This is a genomic window from Formosa algae, from assembly GCF_001439665.1.
Lineage (GTDB): Bacteria > Bacteroidota > Bacteroidia > Flavobacteriales > Flavobacteriaceae > Formosa > Formosa algae.
Genome location: NZ_LMAK01000010.1, coordinates 40,099 through 61,155 on the forward strand (window position 1 = coordinate 40,099; position 21,057 = coordinate 61,155).

Here is a 21,057-nt window from a genome sequence, read left to right on the forward strand (position 1 = left end):
GTCCTAATAGGGATGCTGTGTTATGTATGAAGAACCTTGTTTAAAAGATGGAGTGAAGTACTCTAAATAGATATAAAAATTATTCCAGAACTATCAGATTAGCAATTCATATTGCATAAAACAAACTAACTATGCTAATTAACCAAAACATCTTAAAATGTCTTTCATTTTGCCTTTTGTTTGGCGTGTTGTCTTGTAAAACAGAGAACAAAAAAGAGGAAGTAATAGCTGAAAAAAAAGAGCTGCCAAAACAACGTCCAAACATTATTTTTATGATGTCCGACGATCATGCGTATCAAGCCATAAGTGCTTATAGCGATCGTCTAATTCAAACGCCAAATATAGATCGTATTGCAGACGAAGGTATTTTATTCACCAATGCCAGTGTAACAAATTCTATTTGTGCACCGTCTAGAGCGACCATTTTAACGGGTAAACACACACATATTCATGGGAAAGTGGATAATGTTTTTCCGTTTGATGAATCTCAAATGACGTTTCCGCAATTACTTCAAGGAGCTGGGTACCAAACAGCCATGTTCGGAAAACTGCACTTTGGAAATAATCCGAAAGGGATAGACGAGTTTAAAATTCTTCCTGGTCAAGGACAATATTATAATCCAGATTTTAATACCAATGATGGGAAGATTACAGTAGAGGGTTATGTAACCGATATTATTATGGACATGACTCTAGATTGGTTAGAAAACAGACGCGATGAAAACAAACCATTTATGTTGTTTTCCATGCAAAAAGCGCCACATAGAGAATGGTTGCCTGCACCGCGTCATTTTAAAGAATATACCAAAAAATCATTTAAAGAACCAGAAACCTTATTTGATGATTACGAAGGACGTGGTACGGCGGCAAAAACTGCGGAAATGAATTTGTTAACCCATATGAACTGGGCAGGAGATTCTAAACTATACCCAGAAATGATGGCAGAATTAGGTATTAAAGATGTGTCGGGTTGGGATTTAGAAGCTTTTGAACGCGAAGTAGGACGTATGAATCCGGAGCAACGTGCCGTATGGGATTCTGTGTATAAACCATTGATGGAAGATTTCAAAGCAGAATATGCAAACATGAATGAAACCGAGTTAATGAAATGGCGTTACCAACGCTATATGCAAGATTATTTAGGCTGCATTGCGTCTGTAGATGAAAATGTAGGTCGTCTATTAGATTATTTAGACGATACCGGTTTAGATGAAAATACCATTATTGTATACACATCAGATCAAGGGTTTTATTTAGGAGAACACGGCTGGTTCGACAAGCGTTTTGTGTACGACGAATCGTTTAAAACGCCATTACTTATTAAATGGCCAAACGTGATTAAACCAGGAACAACGAATACAGAAATGGTTCAGAATTTAGATTTTGCTCAAACCATTTTAGAAGCCGCTCACGTAGAGGCTCCTTCAGATATGCAAGGGGAAAGTTTAATTCCGCTACTGTTAGGTAACAATGAAGAATGGACTCGAGATGCGGTGTATTATCATTATTACGAATATCCAGGTATCCACATGGTAAAACGTCACTACGCTATTATTACTCAAGAGTATAAATTGATTCATTTTTATTACGATGTAGACGAATGGGAACTTTACGACCGTAAAAAAGACCCACAAGAAATGACTAATGTTATAGACGATCCTGCATATAAAGACGTCGTTGTAAAACTAAAAGCACAACTTGTCGAGATGCGAAAGGAATACGGAGATAGCTCGCAATTAGATCAAGAAATCCTTAGAAAATATCTTGAAGCTAGAGACAATCCAGATATAGAAACGGTACCATTACATTAAAGATAAAGATCAAAAATTAGAATAGAATTCCTATGAAACTATATAAAATAGCACTTGTTTTACTAAGCTTGGTTTTAGTCCCATTACAAGGAATTGCTCAAAAAACAGAAGCACATCCACGTGTATTTGCAGACGGTAAGGATAGAACAGAAATGATTTCTAAACTAAAGAATGAAGATTGGGCAAAAGCGTCTTACGACCAAATAACAACAGAAATAGACCCTTATGTTAATCGACATGTTACAGATCCAGAATGGATAGTGTCGCGATTGGCTATGTATTGGAAAGACGGAGAACATTATACCCAATGTTATATTAAAAAACAAAATTGGGATTATGGTGAAGGTAATGCGCCAATACCAACGGTACGATTACCGGGCATGCGAACTTGGAACGATTATGTAAATGTGCCTTTAGAAGATCGAATTCCGTATAACACTTCCGGGGATTTATTAGGTATTAGTCGCTCTAGTGCCGACAAAACACCAGTGTTAATTCCGTATAAAGAAACCGGACATATGATTCGTGCTAATAATATGGAAATTTTAAAATTAGCAGAGAAATCGGCATTTGTCTATTACATCACTCAAGATGAAAAGTATGCTAAATTTTCAGCAGATATTTATTGGACTTGGATGTTGGGAACCTATTATATGAAACCACCTTTAGATCCAGAAGAATCTACAGGCGGACCAGGTGGGTATGAGCCAGGTGGAATTATGGGCTATTACGATTATGAAGTTATTCATGACGACCGTCAGATTCCGATGGCAACCACTTACGATTTTCTTTACGATTATTTAAATGCTCATCCGCACGAGCACTTAAAAACCATAAACAAAACAACTACAGAAGTGTCGAGTGAAGTCTTTAAACGCTTTATTGAAATTGGTTTAGTTCGTGGCGGTAAAAAAGGGAATTGGAATGTAAACCGCTATAAAAATATTATAGGAAGTATGTTGGTATTAGAAGCTAACGACTTTTATAAAGATGGAAAAGGACGAGAGTATTATATTCCGTTTTACACAGAAAAATCGGGCGAGCATTATGCAGGGTTGCCAGAAATTATGGCGAATTATAATACAGAAACAGGATTATGGCCAGAATCGCCGGGTTATGCTTCGGGTATGATTCCAACGGTTTTAGATATGGGATTACAGTTGTATAAATCTGGAGTAAACACGATAGAGGGTAATCCAATTATTGAAAAAGCAGCGCTAGCAAATTTAGGTTGGTTAGATGCTCGTGGTAATTTAGTGGTGTTTGGAGATATGCGTGGAGGCGCGTTTAATATGTCGGCATTTGAAGCCTTATTAACTTATGCAACATGGAAAGGCGATACTAAAACGGCAGAAACCATGGCAACGGTTATCAATAAAAATATAGAAAACGGACAATACGATAGACATAAATCGAATTGGCAAGACATTATATTTAATCAGCCGTTACCAAAAGCAGGAAGTGAATTACCATATCATAGATCTGCTTATTCAGAATTTCATAGACATATGATTCTAAGAAATGGTAATGATGAAGAAAACGGAATGATGTTTACTCTATATGGCGGGCGCTATCAGTCACATTTAACAGAAAATGGACTAGCCATGCAATTTTATGGTAAAGGTTGGGCGTTAGCTCCAGATGCTGCAGCTTATGAATCGTATTGGTCTGAAGATGCTGGATATCACCGTGGTATTATGGGATCGAATACTATTGTTCCAGGGTATAAAAAAGGAGAGATTACAGTTAATGCAATGGATCCTAAAATAGACTCTGGATCGTTTTATAATAGTGTAGAAACCTCTCCAAAATGTTCGTTTGCCGATGTGTCTGCAGATGAAAAACGACGCCTAGTCGCGATGATTCGTACGTCTGAAACCACAGGATATTATGTCGATATTTTTAGATCAGATCAAGACGATAACGATTATATTCATCATAATTTAGGGAATGTTGTTAGCCTTTCTAACGCATTTCTTAGTCCTTTAAAATTGGAGCATACTGATGATTTGGGAGCGCGATATGATAAAAATTATAGCTTCTTTAAAAATCAAAGAAAAGTAAATTATGAATCTGATTTCAATGCCACTTGGGATATTAAATCGGTGTCACCAGCTTTACATGTAAACATGTGGATGATGGGACAAAACAATCGCGAATTATATGTGGTCGATGCTCCTCCAACAACCTTAAGAGATGATGTAACGCCTGGACAGGTTAATAAAAGTCCAGAAACAACGCCAACCTTAATTGTGAGACAAGATGGAATTAACGGCAAAGTACATCCGTTTGTGTCGGTATTCGAATCTTACGAAACAGGTAAAAAAACAATAAAACATATCACGAAATTGGGTGAATTTACCGATATGGTTAGCCTAAAAGTCGAATCAAAAAACAGTACGCAATTCATCTGTAATGCTATAGATGCTAATAAGGTATATCAGCCCGCAAAAGATTTAAAATTTAAGGGAACTTTTGGGATTGCATCCGAACAAGAAGGACAATTTGAATATTTATACTTAGGAAAAGGAAAATTACTACAGAAAGGAAAACTTAAAATTGAAGCTATTGGAGATGTTGTGTTTGCAGAATTAAGACTAATAGATGGCAAATATTTTTATTCCTCAGATCAGCCTCTAAGTATTCAATTACATAAAGGAAAAGCAAAGGAATATCCAGCTGGATATAATATTGAAATTAAATAAAAGATCCTGTATAAGGTATTAAATTTATTGAATCATTAACAATCAGAACATATAACATACATGAAGACATTTAGTTTTGTAATATTAATTTTAGTAACGTTTTTGTCATGTACATCGCCATCGCCTACCAAAGAGATTTACGTGTCTGTAGATGGCGACGCTAATGCCGATGGAAGTGAGTCGAAACCTTACGCAAGTCTTAATGAAGCGATTGCCAAAGCGACAGAATTAAGAACCAATGCAGATGCTTCAGAATTAATTATTCATATGTTACCTGGTGACTATTATTTAACTGAAGCCATTCAAATTCCAGCGACATTAAGTAATCTTACCATTAAAGGTGCAGGAGCTAACGAAGTACGTATCAAAGGGTCAGAAATTATTCAACCCAAATGGGAGTATTATAACGATCATATTTTGGTAAGTACAGTGCCAGAACATTTAGATTTCGATCAGTTAGTGATCAATAATGAACCTCAAATTTTAGCACGTTATCCTAATTTTGATGCAGATGCTCATTATTGGAACGGTTCTGCTGCCGATGCGATTTCAAAAGCTCGTTTGGCTACTTGGAAAAATCCAAAGGGTGCTTTTTTTCATGCTTTACATGGCGGGAAATGGGGCGGATTTCATTTCGTTATCTCTGGAATAGATGAAAATGGGGAAGCCATTCTAGAAGGAGGTCATCAAAATAATAGAGGTTCTAAACCACATGAAGAGTTTAGAATGGTAGAAAATGTTTTTGAAGAATTAGATAGTCCAGGTGAATGGTTTTTAGACAAATCAGCTCATAAATTATATTATTGGCCAAAAGAAAACCTAGATGTTAACCAAGCAAAAATTGAAGTTGCTGTACTTAAAGATTTAATTCAGGTGGTTGGGACTTTAGAAAAGCCAGTTAGAAATGTAACTATTAGCGGTCTGTCATTTCAAAATACAACACGTACTTTTATGGAAGACTACGAACCACTTTTAAGAAGCGATTGGTCTATTTACCGAGGAAGTGTTGTGTATTTTGAAGGTACAGAAAATTGTATTGTGGAACATAATGAATTTGTAAATCTAGGCGGTAACGTCATTATGGCGAGTAAGTATAATAAAGGACTTCAAGTTATAGGAAATCACATGCACGATAATGGTGCTAGTGCGGTGTCTTTTATTGGCGATCCGTCGGCTGTGCGTTCTCCATCTTTTAATTACGGACAATTCGTAGAATTAAAGGATATGGATACTGTAGCTGGACCAAAAAACGAATTGTTTCCACGGGAGTGTATAGTGCAGGATAATCTTATTCATCGCATTGGTCGCATAGAAAAGCAATCGGCAGGTGTGGAAATCGCTATGGCTATGGATATTACTGTGAGTCATAATAGTATTTACGATGTGCCAAGAGCGGGGATAAATATTGGTGATGGAACTTGGGGCGGACACGTTTTAGAACATAACGATGTATTTAATACCGTTTTAGAAACTAGTGACCATGGATCGTTTAACTCTTGGGGACGAGATCGTTTTTGGTTACCAAAGCGTCAATTAATGGATAGTATAACTATGGAAATTCCGGATATGTATACATGGGATGCTGTAAAAACGACTATCATTAGAAATAACCGTTTCCGTTGTGACCATGGTTGGGATGTCGATTTAGACGATGGGTCTTCAAATTATCATATTTATAATAATTTAATGTTGAATAGCGGACTAAAACTACGCGAAGGATTTAATCGTGTGGCAGAAAATAATATCATGGTAAATAATTCTTTACATCCGCATGTGTGGTTTGCGAATAGTGAGGATGTATTTAAACACAATATTGTAGGCGATGCGTATCAGGATGTCGGTTTATTAGGTTGGGGAAAAGAGTTAGATTATAATTTATTCCCGAATGAAGCAGCTATGATGAAATCTCAAATTTACGATCGCGATTTAAATAGCGCTTATGGAGATCCGAAATTTAAAGATCCTGAGCATTTAGATTTTACTGTTTCAGAAGATTCTCCGGCTTTAAAAATAGGCTTTAAAAATTTCCCAATGGATCAATTTGGTGTTCAGAAAGCAGAATTAAAAGCTATAGCTAAAACACCAGAAGTTCCAGAACTGAAAGATCCTTCAGAAAGTACAAGTAGTCCTGTTGTTGCTTGGTTAAGAAACCAGTTAAAAACTGTAGATTCACCTCAAGAACAATCAGCATACGGATTAAATACAGCAGAAGGCGTAATTGTCTTGCGTATTTGGAAACCAAGTCCAGCTGTACAAAACGGAGGGATTAGAAAAGGAGATGTGATCTTAAAAGCTGCAGGAAAACCCGTAAAAACAGTACAAGATTTTTTCAAAATAAATGTTGAACATCCAACAGATGAAATGGATCTTGTCGTAATGAGAAATCAAACCGAAACAAATATTACAATAAGAACAAATTAATTGAAAGTAAAATAACAAACTATGAAAATGAAAACGTTAAGAAACATGTGTTTGCTGCTGCTAGCGGTCATGTTAAATTCTGGGCCGATAATGGCACAAGCAAGTTCAAAGAAAAAATTATCGGATGACGAGCGTATGGAATGGTGGAGAGATTCTAAATTTGGAATGTTTATTCACTGGGGGGCATATTCTATAATTGGAGGAGAACGTGGTACAAAAATCGCCGGAGGAGGTGCAGAATGGGCCATGGATAAATTAGATTATACTATTGAAGAGTATGAGAAATATCCAGAAATGTTTAATCCGCAACTGTTCGATGCAGATGCTTGGGTAACCATGGCTAAAAATGCAGGAATGAAATATATTGTACTTACAACAAAACACCATGAAGGGTTTGCGTTATGGGATTCTAAGGTATCAAAATACGATGTGATGGATACCGCTCCATTTAAGCGTGATGTTGTAAAAGAATTATCTGAAGCGTGTAAGAAACAAGGCATCAAATTTTGTGTATACTATTCTATTGTAGATTGGCATCATCCACAAGCACAAGGGAATTTATATCCAAATTATAACATTTCTCAACATGATGATCCATCTGTTGTAAATCCAGAATTTCCTGAGTATTACGAAAAATTCATGAAGCCTCAAGTTGGTGAATTATTAAAAAACTATGGCGATATAGGTGTGGTTTGGTTTGATGGCGACTGGATTTCAGATTATACTACAGAGATGGGTAAAGATTTGTATAAATACATTCGTGATATTCAGCCAAATACTATTGTAAATAATAGAGTGGATAAAGGACGTACAGGAATGGACGGTATGAATAATCATCCAGGAGAATTTGCAGGAGATTTTGGAACACCAGAACAAGAAATTCCAGATACAGGAATCGATTCAGATTGGGAAGCTTGTATGACTATGAATGGAACTTGGGGATACAAACCAGACGATAACAACTGGAAAAGTAGTACAGATTTAATTGAGAAATTAGTCGATATTGTATCTAAAGGAGGTAACTTCTTATTAAATATTGGCCCTGATGGTTACGGACGATTTCCTGCACAAAGTATCCGCAGATTAGATGCAATGGGACAATGGACAAAGAAAAATGGCGAAGCAATATACGGCGCATCTGCAAGTCCGTATGAAAAACCAAAATGGGGGCGTTATACTCAAAAAGATGGTGTGCTTTACGCTCATATTTTTGATTGGCCAAAAGATGGTACTTTAAAATTAAATAAAGATATTAAAGTTAAAAAAGCGACATTATTAATCGATCCTACAAAAGAATTAAAAACACTAGGAACATCTCGTGAATTACTTATAGATGTACCTATGATCGCTCCAGATGCTCCGGTGTCTGTTGTTAAAATTGAGTTAGCAAAATAAGTCAATTTTATTGCAAGAAGCGTGTTTTAGATCTTGGTTTATAGAATTAGAACTATAATTTAAAATAAATGTCAATGAAAAATAATAACATTGTAGTGGCTGTATAAGTCTGCTGCAATGTTATTTTTTTTGTTTAAGCGGGACTTGGTATGTATTGCAGACTTTACTATGAATAGGAATGGAAAATTTTAAAAATATAAATATGGATACAATTCAAAAAAGATCAATAAAAACAGGTTTGTATTGTGGGATTTTATATACTATTCTCATGGGGGTTGATGAATATTGGGGGACAAAAGAAATTGTAATATGGAAGTCCATATTCCGTTTTTTATTCTTTGCAATATTTATGGGATTAGTAAATTTATATAATCTCAGAACATTAAAAAAAGATGAAAAATAAAATAGTTAAACAGAGGATAATCAACTAAAATTATATAAAATGAATTTTTTAAAAAAAACTATAATTCTTTTTGTTTTTGCAATAGCGTATACGAGTACAGGGTACGCTCAAGAAAATGCGAATCAGAAACCAAATTCAGATTTCGACCAGTTTAGTGAAGCATGGCAATTGGCAAATCAAGAAGCTATTTATAATGTTTCTGAAAGTCCGTTTGAAAAACCAAGTTGGGGGAGCTATACCAAAAAAGATGATGTGGTTTATGCTATTGTTTCCGATTGGCCAAAAGATGGAAAATTGATTATCGATCGAAATCTTAAACTAAGAACAGCTTTCTTAGATTATGGAGCTAAAAAATTAAAAACAAAATTAATAGATGGGAACTTAACTGTTTTTGTACCAGAAATAGCTCCAAATGATAGTGCTACAGTTCTAAAAATAGTATTAATGCCTACAGAAGATTGGGCTAATTTAGGACGTTATCGTAAAGCAAATTCAGAACTAAAAGCTCCTGCTAAAAATGAAAACAGAGTGGTGTTTATTGGAAATTCTATAACCGATAATTGGGATAGAGATCACGGTGTGTTTTTTGAGGATAATCCAAATTATGTGAATAGAGGAATCAGCGGACAAACAAGTGCGCAAATGTTGTTACGCTTTAAACCAGATGTTATAGAGTTACAACCAAAAGTGGTTGTGATTTCAGCAGGGACTAACGATATCGCTGGGAATAGAGGAGTCATAAGTATAGACCGAATTGCTGGAAATATATTTTCTATGGCAGAGTTGGCGAAAGCCAATAACATAAAAGTTATTTTGGCATCTGTACTACCTGCGAGTAGTTATTCTTGGAGTCCATCTATAGAGCCTGCAGATAAAATTATAGAATTAAATACACTAATTAAAGCCTATGCCAAAGCACATAATATTACATATTTAGATTATTATACACCAATGGTAAATGCAGAAAAAGGATTGAAAAAGGATTTAGGTAGAGATACCGTGCATCCAAATACTGATGGTTACCTAATTATGGAGCCTATGGTGAATGATGCTATATCCAAAGTGCTTAAATAGATCATTAAATCCATTTAATATATGGCCTCTTAACTACTTTTTGTAAGTAATTATGAGGCTTTTTCTTTTTAAGACATTTTTTACGGATTTATATGTATTTAAAATATGACGAATCTCAAAATAGACCATAATTTATAGTTCTTGATTGATGAGTTATAAGCTAATTAATATAGAATTTATAGTATTGTGTATATAATTAATTTAAACTTGTTTCGATGTGTTTTTGCTCGATTTTGAAGTTGAAAAGAAATTAAATGTTATGAAAAAATATATTCTAATAGCGCTCTATAGTATGTGTATGCTCTTGGTAAAGGTTAGCCTGGCACAAGACCGAACAGCACTTCATAAAAAAGCTACAAAGCAAGCAACGGATTTGGTGAGTCAGATGACTTTAGATGAAAAAGTTGGACTCATAGAAATGACGAGTTTGCCTATAGATCGTTTAGATATTCCAGGACACCATTGGTGGAACGAAGCCTTGCATGGTGTAGCACGTCGCGGTGAGGCCACGCAGTTTCCCGTGCCATTGTCTATGGCTTCTGGTTGGAATCCGTCATTAATTAAAGACATGACAACCGCTATTAGTGATGAAGCTCGTGCATTAAATAATGCCGATTCTGCCGAGGATAAATCTAAACGCTATCACGGTTTAACCTTATGGAGTCCCGTAATAAATATGGCACGTGATCCGCGTTGGGGCCGTACAGAAGAAACCTATGGAGAGGATCCGTTTTTAACAACAGAGTTAGCGTCTGCTTTTGTAAATGGATTGCAAGGAGACGATCCAAATTACTTGAAAACTGTAGCAACTATTAAGCATTTTGTGGTCAATAATACTGAACATAACCGGTTATATGTCCGTCCCGATGTTTCAGAACGTGCCTTACGTGAGTATTATTTTCCAGCGTATCGCGATGTGATTGCAAGAACAGATGTAGAATCTATAATGACGGCCTATAATGGGTTGAATGGTATTCCTTGTTCTGCGAATAAATGGTTAGTAACCGATATTTTACGAGACGAATGGGGCTTTAATGGTACAGTCGTAACCGATGTTGGTGTGCCAGGACATATGGTCGAAAAACATAAATATGCAAAGAATGGACCTGAAGCAGCAATGCTGATGATTACAGCTGGTGTAGATATGTACTCAGGGTCGGATAGAGCTAGAGAAGTAAACGAAAGAACATGGTCTAAGCAAGCAGTAGAACAAGGTTTAATGAAAGAATCAGATTTAGATCAAGCCATTATTCGTAATCTGGCGACGCGTATTAAATTGGGACTTTTACGTTCAGATGAAGATAATCCGTATACTAAAATATCTACAATTGTGGTGGGGGCAGAGCATCATTTAGAAATTGCTAGACAAATAGCTCGTGAAGGCGCTGTGTTATTGCAAAATAAAAATGAGGTGCTTCCTGCGACTCCAGAAAAATACAAATCTATTCTATTCGCCGGTCCTTATGTAAACGATGCGCCTTTTGGAGCTTATAGTGGAAATGCTGCAGGTATAGCTGCAACACCTATGTTGGGTATGAAAGCAATTGCAGGAGATCAATTCGAAATTAAGAGTCAGTTGGGTGGTAAGTGGTTATTTATTCCTGAAGGAAACCTAAATGTTCCAGGAAGGCCCAATACTAAAGGTGTAACCGGTGAATATTTTGCAGGAACTAAACTTGAAGGAGAGCCTGTTTCGGTAAGAACAGATCGTGGTTTCGATTTAGATTTACCAAAACCTCTAGCGCATATAGATCCTGAAATTCCTCAGCCTACCTTTTCGGCGCGTTGGACAGCAGAATTAACGCCTAATCGTACCGGACTTCATTATTTTTCAATCACAGCATTAAGCGGTGCACGGGTTTGGATAAACGATGAAAAAGTTCTTGATAATTGGCATAGTAAAGCATCAGACAATGAAGAGTCTCAAGGCATTTTTCTTGAAGCAGGAAAAACTGTAGACTTAAAAGTAGAGTATTATAATGAAGAAGCAGAACCTGCTCGTGCCTTATTAAAATGGGTAGAACCACAAGAAGACGTTACTATTGAAAATCCAGAAGATAAATTATTAATTTATGTCGGTGGACTTACTTGGAGAATGTCTAAAGAATCTCATGATCGCATGAATTCTATTTTACCAGAAGACCAGATGAAGGAAATAAAAGCATTGGCAGCAATTTATCCGAACATGTTAGTGGTGCTAAATGGCGGAACAGTCATGCAATTATCCGAACTAAATGATGTTGTGCCATCTATACTTTTACAATGGTTTCCTGGTCAAGAAGGTGGTTATGCTTTAGCAGAATTAATTACGGGTAAGGTAAATCCTTCTGGACATCTTCCGCTTACCTTTTATACCGATCCTGATAAATTACCAGATTTTGAAGATTACGAAATCAGTAAAGGACGAACGTATATGTATATGAAAGATAATGTAACCTATCCGTTTGGATATGGATTAAGTTATACAGCGTTTAATTATTCAGGATTAAAAGTCACACAGAATAAAAAAGAAGTATCAGCTGTTTTGGATGTAACAAATACTGGAGTTATGGATGGTGATGATGTCATTCAATTATATGTATCCAATTTAGATTCTGAAGTTTATCAACCCATTCGTCAGTTAAAGGCTTTTAAAAGAATTTCCCTAGCTAAAGGAGAAACGAAGCAGGTAACATTACATTTTTCTATGGATGATATGCAGTGGTGGGACGTAAATAAACAAAAATATGTTGTTAATCCTGGACGATATGAGATACAAATCGGGAAGTCTTCAGCAGAAATTGTAGAGAAACAGATTATAACAGTTAAATAGAGATATTGATTTACTTCAACTAAAAAGAAGTTAAACCAATTATGGTATGTTATACCTCTAGGAGTAATATAAGTAACCGGTAGACTAAAATATGTAATAATTAAGCTTTATGGATAGAATTAAAATCAGCTTGCTTTTAGTGTTTTGTAGTGCTATATTTATGGTATCGGCACAAGAGCAATCTAATTTTAGGGAAAGTAATTTTATAAAACCCAACGATAGGGCTTTGCGGTTTAATGGTGTGCTGTTTTCGAAGGTCACAGAATCCGAAGCTGAGCTACATCGCTATACAGAAGATTTTTTTAATTCAGGTTTTGATGGGACGTTAGAAATAACGCGAGCAAGAACACAACCGGGAATTAGTATTAGTTTTAAAACAAACAGTCCGCTTATAACATTAAAATTTGATAAATTAGAAAATAGCCAAGGGAGAAAGCGACGGTTTACGATTTTTAAAGACGATGTTAAGGCTTATGATTTTATTAAAGATTTAGAGTTTACAATTGCTAATCCATCTAAAGAAACTAGCGAATGGGCCGTGTATCTACCTCATTTTTCAGGAGTGAAGTTCTTAGGTTTAGAGTTGTCCGAAGGTTACACATTATCCGATTTACCTAAAGTTGAAAAGCGTCTATACGTTGCCATTGGAAACTCTATAACACATGGAGTTGGGCAATCTGGAACTATAGATACATACCCTTACCGTGTGGCTGATGATTTAGGGTTTGATTACGTAAATTTAGCTACTGGCGGATCTGAAATATCGATAGAAACTTTACGAAATTTTGATGGGCTATCTCCACGGTTAATTACTGTTTTATGGGGATATAATGATGTAACGTATGAAGCAGATCCTATTAATGGGGTGCTACCAATTTATGAAACTCTTATTGGTAGTTTATGTAGTAGGTTTCCGCAAGCCGATATTATTTGTGTATCACAAACATTTACGACTACAGTTGTGGGTAAAGTAAATCCCGAAAATCGGATAGATGTTTGGCGTCATGGCAGCACAGCGGTAATTGAAAAGCTTCAGAAAGAATATGATAATTTACATCTTGTTCGTGGTTTAGGTGTTGTAACCTCAGAAGCCGATTTAAAAGATAGTGTGCATTTAAATAAACAAGGTGCTAAAAAACTAGCCGCAGCGATAGTCGCTAAATATCAAGCTGAAAATAAATAATATCTGTTTGAAGTCAGTATAAATCGGGAATAGGCACTATAAATAAAAGAATGAGATAAAGGTATTCCAATTGAGACCTTCTTGGATTAAAAAATTATAATAAAAATGAAACGTAAAACCTTTGTAAGCCTTTTAGGAACTGCTGTATTGGGATTCGGAGTGCGATTGTCATGTTTTGGATTTAAGCAGACTAACGGTGCGAATCCTATTATTTGTAAAAAAGCGTGGGAAGCGTTATGCGGAAATGTAGGATCTGTGTATAAAACTGATGCTTTTAATTATAAAGGACCTAGAGCGGGAAAACCGAATGTACTAATTTATGGTGACTCTATTTCCATTATGTATTCATCTACGGTTATTAAAAGTTTACAAGAAAAAGCAACAGTCATTCGGTTGTTTAAAAATGGAGGATCTAGCAAAGATTTTATTCCAAATATGAATAAAATGCATGATACTATGTTTCAGCCAAACTTAGAAGAAGGTTGGAATTTTAAATGGGATGTCATTCATTTTAATGTAGGATTGCACGATTTAAAATATTTAAAAGGGAAGCATTTAAACTTAAAAGGAAAACAAGTATCAAGCATAAGTGATTATAAATTACAATTAGATGCTATTTGTACCTATTTAAGAACAAATTATCCTGAAGCAAAATTAATTTTTGCAACAACAACGTCAGTTCCAGAAGGAGCCAAAGGAAGAAAGTCCGGAGATAGTAATTTATATAATAAGGCTGCTTTAGACGTCTTGAATAAGTATCCAGATATCCAAATAAACGACTTATATGCCTTTACAAAACCCCATCAAGCATCTTGGGCTCAGGAGCCAGGAAATGTACATTACAATAGTTTAGGAAGTCAAGAACAAGGTAAAGAAGTAGCTCGTGTGATTTTAGAAAATCTATAATTTTTATGTTGAAAACGCATCACTTTTTCTGTTGAATTTATTTCTGTTAAGTGCCTTTTTTTGTGCTTTTTTCATCATGTAAAAATTTATAGAATTCGGCTTTTTTAAGGATATTGTATTTTATGAATCTTTCTGTAATATATAATCGTTTGTCGAACAAATCTCGGGTATATCAACAGAAAACATCATAAAGGAACATAGTTTATATGCTTTGAACTATGATTTAGATGAAATGTGGAATAAATAAAATAACATTGTTATATGGAATAAAAAACCTGTGAACAATGTTATTCTTTTACAAACAACTTATCTAGATTATCAAAGTTATGGCTCTAAAACAAAAATTAAAACATCTACTAATAATTGCATTGGTAGCCCTACCATTTTTAATAGGTTCTTGCGTACAAAACAAGGTAGCGAAACAAAAAAGTAATCTAGATATTTCAGCATTTCTTGCCGCTGCAAGTCCAGATACCATTTATCCTTCGGCAGCACAAATAGACATGCTAAAGAAAGTTATGCCAGAGGAGCGATTTCAACCAGCGCCAAACATATCTAATCGTAACTATTGGAACGCCATTGCGAAGTCTACATCAGGACAAGAGTATTTGGCTAAAGCCAATTCATTATTAGATAGAGCTCCAGAAGTTCCTATTTCAGATAGTATATATCGTCGCGCAAATAAGGAAGGAAATCGTGGCATTTATAAGCCGAGATATTATAGAACTATGGATCGTTTAGAACATTATGTTTTGGGCGAATGTTTAGAAAACAAAGGACGCTTTTTACCACAAATCCAGACTTATGTAGATTCGATTATAGCCATGAAATCTTGGGTACATCCTAATCATGACGATGGTAATAATGGTATTTTAGAAGGTCGTCGTGTTTCAATAGATTTAGGCGCTAGAAAATTTGGGTCGGTTTTAGCCATAGCATCATCTCTTTTAGACGATAAATTACCTGAAGATTTACATGCAGAAATAGCTTCAGAAATTCAGAGACGTATTACCGACACTTATTTAACGAGTACCAAACATGCAGATGAAAATAATACTTGGATAGATGGAACGAGTAACTGGAATTCAGTGTGTACTAGCGGAACTGTTTTAGCTACGATTACAAATTCTAACGATTATGATAAACGTTTGGCAACTATTGGTTCTGCCATTAATAGCATGTCTCATTACCTAACCGGCTTTGGAGACGACGGGTATTGTTCTGAAGGTTTAGGATATTGGGGCTACGGATTTAGTCATTATTTATATTTAGCTCAGATTGTATTCGATTATTCAGATGGACATATCGACATGTTTAAATTTGATAATCCAGAAAAACTTAAAAACGTTGGAAACTTCCCAGAAAATTTCGTGATACAAGACGGACGTTGTGCTCCTTTTGCAGATGGCGTGTCTAAAACATCAAGTAGCGGAAGTAATTTCGCGAATATGTTATCGGCTTATCATTACGATGCTATTCTACCTACAGAAATCCGTATGGAAGAAGCTGCCGAGCAACTTATCGCTTGGAATCATCCAGCTTTATTTGAAGTGAGTAGCCAAGCTACAGTTCCTGAATTACCAAGTCATACCTATTTTGAAGATTTTGGAATGGTTATTTCTAGAGGTAAACAGCAAAATCCATTTTCAATTGCCTTAAAAGCGGGACATAACGACGAAAATCATAATCATAGCGATGTGGGAACTTATACCTTAGTTTTAGGCGGAGATGTGATGTCGGGAGATATTGGTGCACCATCTTATACGGCTGGCGCTTTTTCTCCAAAAAATCCAGCACGGAGCTCTTGGGGACACCCAATTCCTAGACTAAATGAGACTCTACAGTCCAATGGTAAAGCATTTAAAGGTGTATTTTTGGATACAGATTTTACTGCTAATACAGACAAAGTTGTGGTCGATATTAAGCCTGCTTACGAATTTCCAGCTTTAGAAATTTTAGAGCGTACCATGAGTAATGATAAATCGGGTTCAGGAACTATAACTATTGAAGATTATTTTGTGGCCTCAGAACCTATAACCTTCGAAACGGCAATTATGACCTTAAATAGTTATGAAGTGGTAGATAACCAAACAGTGATTTTAACATCTAAACATCAAAAAGTAAAGGCTGAAATTAAAAGTGAAGGATTTAAAGTTACCATAAAAGACGAACAGGTGCCAGTAAAACATTTAAGAGAAGGTGGCCCAGCATTCCGTATAGGAATTAAAGCAAATAAAGCGGTAAATACAGGTAAGATTATTATTGTGTATACTCCACTTTAGTTCATTTTTATTCAAACAAGCAACAAACAAACTAACTTAAATAAACATGTTTACTACCTATAAACAAATACCTTTAAAAACGCTAAAAAGAGGAATTATTACCTTCGGATTATGTGTGTGTACAATGGTTTTACAAGCACAAAATCAAGAGAAGATTCCATTGCCAAGTGAATTAGAACAAGGCTATCCACGAATTTATATTACCCAATCTGAGAAAAAAGATTTACTAAAAACCATTAAAAAGGAAACTTGGGCGCAAGAGGTGTCTAATGGTATTCATAACCGCATCGATCACTATGTAGAACAACATAAAACCGATCCAGAATGGATGGTTTCTCGTCTGCAAATGTACTGGAAAACCAAGTCGACTAATGTGTATGTGAATGGTATAAATTATTCGCATGCCGATGGTGAAGCGCCAGTGCCAACCGTACGTTTTGTGGGATCCCGTGATTATACAACACCTTATGGCACACCAAAATTAGAAGATGTTAAGCCATATATGGACGACCCAAGAGGATTGTGGTTACCGAATAGAAGTAAAGAAGGACATCCGTTTGAATGGGCAGAAATTTCTAAAACTGGTCGTGTTATTTACTCCATTAACGAACGTATTATAGAACTTGGTCGCGATGCCGCATTTATGTATTGGTTAGAAAATGATCCGGCTTTTGCACAATTTGCGTTCGACATTTTTCATACGTATATGGAAGGGATGTCGTACCGTAGCGAACCTATAGATTTATTAAACGGACACATTCAAACCTTGGTTGGCTTCACCAATTTTCAAGTGATTCATGACAATGTATTAATTCATGTTGCAGAATTATATGATTTTTTACACCCGTATATCGAAGTAAATCATGCTAAAGATATTGCCATGTACGATAAGACCATAAAACGTTGGATTGATCAAATTATTAAAAACGGAGTGCCTCAAAACAACTGGAATTTGCACCAGGCTAAAATTATTTTAAAAGCCGCAATGGTACTTCAAGACAATAAAAATTATAACGATAAAAAAGGACGCGAATATTATATCGATTACATTTTAAATGTCACTTCAGCGCGCCAATGGTCATTAAACAAATTCTTAGATTACGGCTATGATAAGGAAAATGGGGTTTGGGCAGAATGTCCTGGATATTCTATGGGTGTGACTAAAGATTTAACGCATTTTATAGAGGACTTTAATAACACTTTCGACCATAATATTTTGCCTTATATGCCAGTTATGGAAACCGCCGTAAAAATGTTACCGCAATACTTATTCCCGAATGGTCAAACTGTGGCTTTTGGAGATAGTAATTATGGCGGATTATATACAGATGCGTTTTCTGATATGATTCGTATGGGGCAGAACACAGGCAATAAAGAATTGGAAGAAGAGTTTACAGGCTTGTATCAATTATTTACTGAAGACAAAGGTGGGAAAATGAGAAAACCCAAAGCAGATATCAGCTCATTTTTTGCAAGTAAACCTTTAGAACTTAATCCGAAATATAAAAAAGGGAAGCTAGAAGATTATATTACGCAAACTTTTTACGCACCAAACGTAAGTTGGCACGTACAACGTATGGGCACTGGAACAGATGGGATGATGGTCTCTTTAAACGGATCTTTAGGGAACCATATGCACGCCAACGGTATAAATATGGAATTGTATGGTAAAGGCTATGTGCAAGGTGGCGATCCTGGAAAAGGCGCTGGGTATTTACAACCTATTTATTTAGAGTATTATTCGCAATTTCCTGCGCATAACACAGTCATGGTAGACGGCGTGTCTTCGTATACCGAAATGTTGAGTTACCACGCATTCGATTTAAAAGGTGAGTATCCAAAATCTGAACAAAAAACAGGCTACTATAAAGATATAACCTATTCCGATGTGTATTTCTTAGAACCAGAAACCCAGAGCGATCAAACACGTTTGGTAAGTATTGTCAAAACGGGAGCAGAAACAGGATATTATATCGATGTGTTCCGCTCCAAGAAACAAAAAGGAGGCGATAAGTTTCACGATTATTTCTATCATAATTTAGGTCAGAGTATGAGCATTATGGATGCAAATGGGAAACCTTTAAATCTCACGCCTAGTGAGGAGATGGGGTTTGCAGGCGGACATTTATACGCGTTTGATTATATGTGGGATAAAAAATCCATAAAATTAGAAGATGATTATCAAGCCGAATGGAAAATAGATATGGCCGAAGGTCAAGACGATGTTTTTATGAATTTGTGGATGAAGGGTGAAGCAGGACGCGAAGTGTTTTCAATTAAATCGCCACCACATAAAGCTTTCAAAGGCAATAGTGGTTTACCTTACGAAGTCGATAAAGCACCGTATTTAACAATGGCAGCTAGACAACATGGTGTGGCTTGGGAAAAACCATTTGTCTCAGTTTACGAACCATTTACTTCAAAAAATGGTAAAAGCATCGTGAATATTTCAAGTTTTGAAGATGAAAATCAAAATTCAGAATTTGTAGGTTTAGAGATTTCCAGCAAATCAGGGCGTAAAGATGTGGTGTTTTCTTCAGTAAATCATAAAACTGCAACCTATAAAGATATGCAAACCGATGCGACCTATACTTTAGTGGGGACAGAAACCAATGGCGATTGGGTAATTTTTATTGGAAATGGAAAGCAGGTAAAGGCGAAAGGATATACCATTTCGGCAACTGAACTTGGAAATGTAGTTTTAGAATTTAAAAATGGCGAATTCCTATTAGATAATGAAGTTCCTGTAACCATTACGAAAAACAATTCTGAAAAGACGTATAGTGTAAGTGAATTGCGTGAGGTTACATTGAATTAGAAATAAAAATAAAAACAAACAAAATGACTATATTTAAGAGTAGAACACTAAGTATAATTTGCTTGCTAATCATAGGATTATCTTCGTGTGAGCAAAAGAAATCAACCAATAAAAAAGTTAGTGAAGACACGGCATCTAATGCAAAATCGTTTTATCCAGAATTTAGCTGGGACGCGACGCCCATGTACTACCATTTTGGAGATATAGACCGTGTATTAAAACCGGATGAGGTTAAATTTATATCCGATCGCACCGATTTCATCTGTATTGAAAAATCGCATGCCTATAATGAACTTGGTGATCAGGTTTTAGGGACAAAGCATGAAGTGGAAGCGTTTCATAAGATAAAACCAGAGACCAAAGTATTGTTTTATTATAATTCATATTTAGCATGGCCTTACCCGCGATTTAATAAAGAATTTACGCCAGAAGGTATTGCTAATAACCCAGAATTAGAAAAATTTCTATTTGTTGATCCGAAAACTGAAAAATTAAGAGTAAAAACTAAACCTGGTTTTTCGTACTATTTTGATGCTTTAAATCCTGATTTTAGAAAATGGTGGGTCGAGTCGGCTGTTAAAGGCATTGAGATCTCGGGAGCCGATGGTATTTTTATCGATCGAATGAATGTAGGATTAAATTCAGATTATCCTAATGATCAGTTAGTAGAAATAGCACAAGCTAAAGGTGAAATGATGGCTGAACTTAAAAAACAAATGGGACCAGATAAAATATTAGTTGGTAATAATGCCGCTAAAACCGAGGAGGTCTATCCGCATTGTGATGCCTTCTTCTTTGAACACTACAATAGTAGTGTTACCGACAAAGAAAATCTGCTAGAAGAATGGAAGGATATGGCTAGAATTGCGAAAGATGGCAAAATATCAATTTACCGTTTCGGAGCTAAAGGAAAAAAGAAAACGGATATTACTATTGGGGCAACCGACACAGATGGTGGTATGGAACAACGCTCTAAAGATCAGTTAGAATATTTTCATGCGTGTTTCCTAATCGGAGCGCAACCGTATTCGTATTTTCAATGGAATTGGGGATGGAATTTAGAAGATGGAAACTTAGTAGAATATCCTGCATTACAAAAACCATTGGGTGCACCTAAAGGTGAGTTTCAAAGAGAAACGGCTGATGGATGGGTTTTCACTCGCGAATTTGATCACGCTAGTGTTTGGGTAAATACAGACACTAAGAAAGCTAAAATAACTTGGCATTAATCAGGAGTTTTAATCCTT

12 protein-coding genes are annotated in these 21,057 nt (G+C 35.8%); all 12 read left to right on the plus strand.

The features are described 5' to 3' along the window. The first annotated feature begins 131 nt into the window (after positions 1-131). Positions 132-1,811 (plus strand): sulfatase family protein, encoded by a 1,680-nt coding sequence (locus AST99_RS03450; protein ID WP_083495587.1) that lies wholly within the window; start codon positions 132-134, stop codon positions 1,809-1,811. A gap of 32 nt (positions 1,812-1,843) precedes the next feature. Next, positions 1,844-4,516, plus strand: coding sequence for an endo-acting ulvan lysase-like protein (locus tag AST99_RS03455; RefSeq protein WP_057779172.1), 2,673 nt, complete (start codon positions 1,844-1,846; stop codon positions 4,514-4,516). A gap of 60 nt (positions 4,517-4,576) precedes the next feature. Beyond that, positions 4,577-6,937, plus strand: coding sequence for a PDZ domain-containing protein (locus AST99_RS03460; protein ID WP_057779174.1), 2,361 nt, complete (start codon positions 4,577-4,579; stop codon positions 6,935-6,937). 21 nt (positions 6,938-6,958) lie between these two features. After that, a complete protein-coding gene (locus AST99_RS03465; RefSeq protein WP_198151400.1) occupies positions 6,959-8,332 on the plus strand; it encodes an alpha-L-fucosidase in 1,374 nt (457 codons plus the stop codon). 202 nt (positions 8,333-8,534) lie between these two features. Then, the gene (locus tag AST99_RS03470) at positions 8,535-8,735 is read left to right on the plus strand and encodes a hypothetical protein (protein ID WP_103191477.1); all 201 of its coding nucleotides are present in this window, start codon (positions 8,535-8,537) and stop codon (positions 8,733-8,735) included. A gap of 39 nt (positions 8,736-8,774) precedes the next feature. Further along, a complete protein-coding gene (locus AST99_RS18830; protein ID WP_232301573.1) occupies positions 8,775-9,809 on the plus strand; it encodes a GDSL-type esterase/lipase family protein in 1,035 nt (344 codons plus the stop codon). 259 nt (positions 9,810-10,068) lie between these two features. After that, on the plus strand, positions 10,069-12,621 hold the full coding sequence (locus AST99_RS03480; RefSeq protein WP_057779178.1) for a beta-glucosidase: 2,553 nt from the start codon (positions 10,069-10,071) through the stop codon (positions 12,619-12,621). 109 nt (positions 12,622-12,730) lie between these two features. Next, positions 12,731-13,804, plus strand: a complete 1,074-nt coding sequence (locus AST99_RS03485; protein ID WP_083495588.1) for an SGNH/GDSL hydrolase family protein — start codon at positions 12,731-12,733, stop codon at positions 13,802-13,804. Between the two features lie 105 nt (positions 13,805-13,909). Then, positions 13,910-14,710: an SGNH/GDSL hydrolase family protein gene (locus AST99_RS03490; RefSeq protein WP_057779182.1), complete on the plus strand. Its 801-nt coding sequence runs from the start codon at positions 13,910-13,912 to the stop codon at positions 14,708-14,710. 326 nt (positions 14,711-15,036) lie between these two features. Continuing rightward, positions 15,037-16,992, plus strand: a complete 1,956-nt coding sequence (locus AST99_RS03495; RefSeq protein WP_057779184.1) for a hypothetical protein — start codon at positions 15,037-15,039, stop codon at positions 16,990-16,992. Between the two features lie 46 nt (positions 16,993-17,038). Next, positions 17,039-19,810 (plus strand): endo-acting ulvan lysase-like protein, encoded by a 2,772-nt coding sequence (locus AST99_RS18690; RefSeq protein ID WP_069727793.1) that lies wholly within the window; start codon positions 17,039-17,041, stop codon positions 19,808-19,810. A 23-nt stretch (positions 19,811-19,833) separates the two neighbouring features. After that, a complete protein-coding gene (locus tag AST99_RS03505; protein ID WP_057779186.1) occupies positions 19,834-21,039 on the plus strand; it encodes a putative glycoside hydrolase in 1,206 nt (401 codons plus the stop codon). The last annotated feature ends 18 nt before the right edge of the window (positions 21,040-21,057 follow it).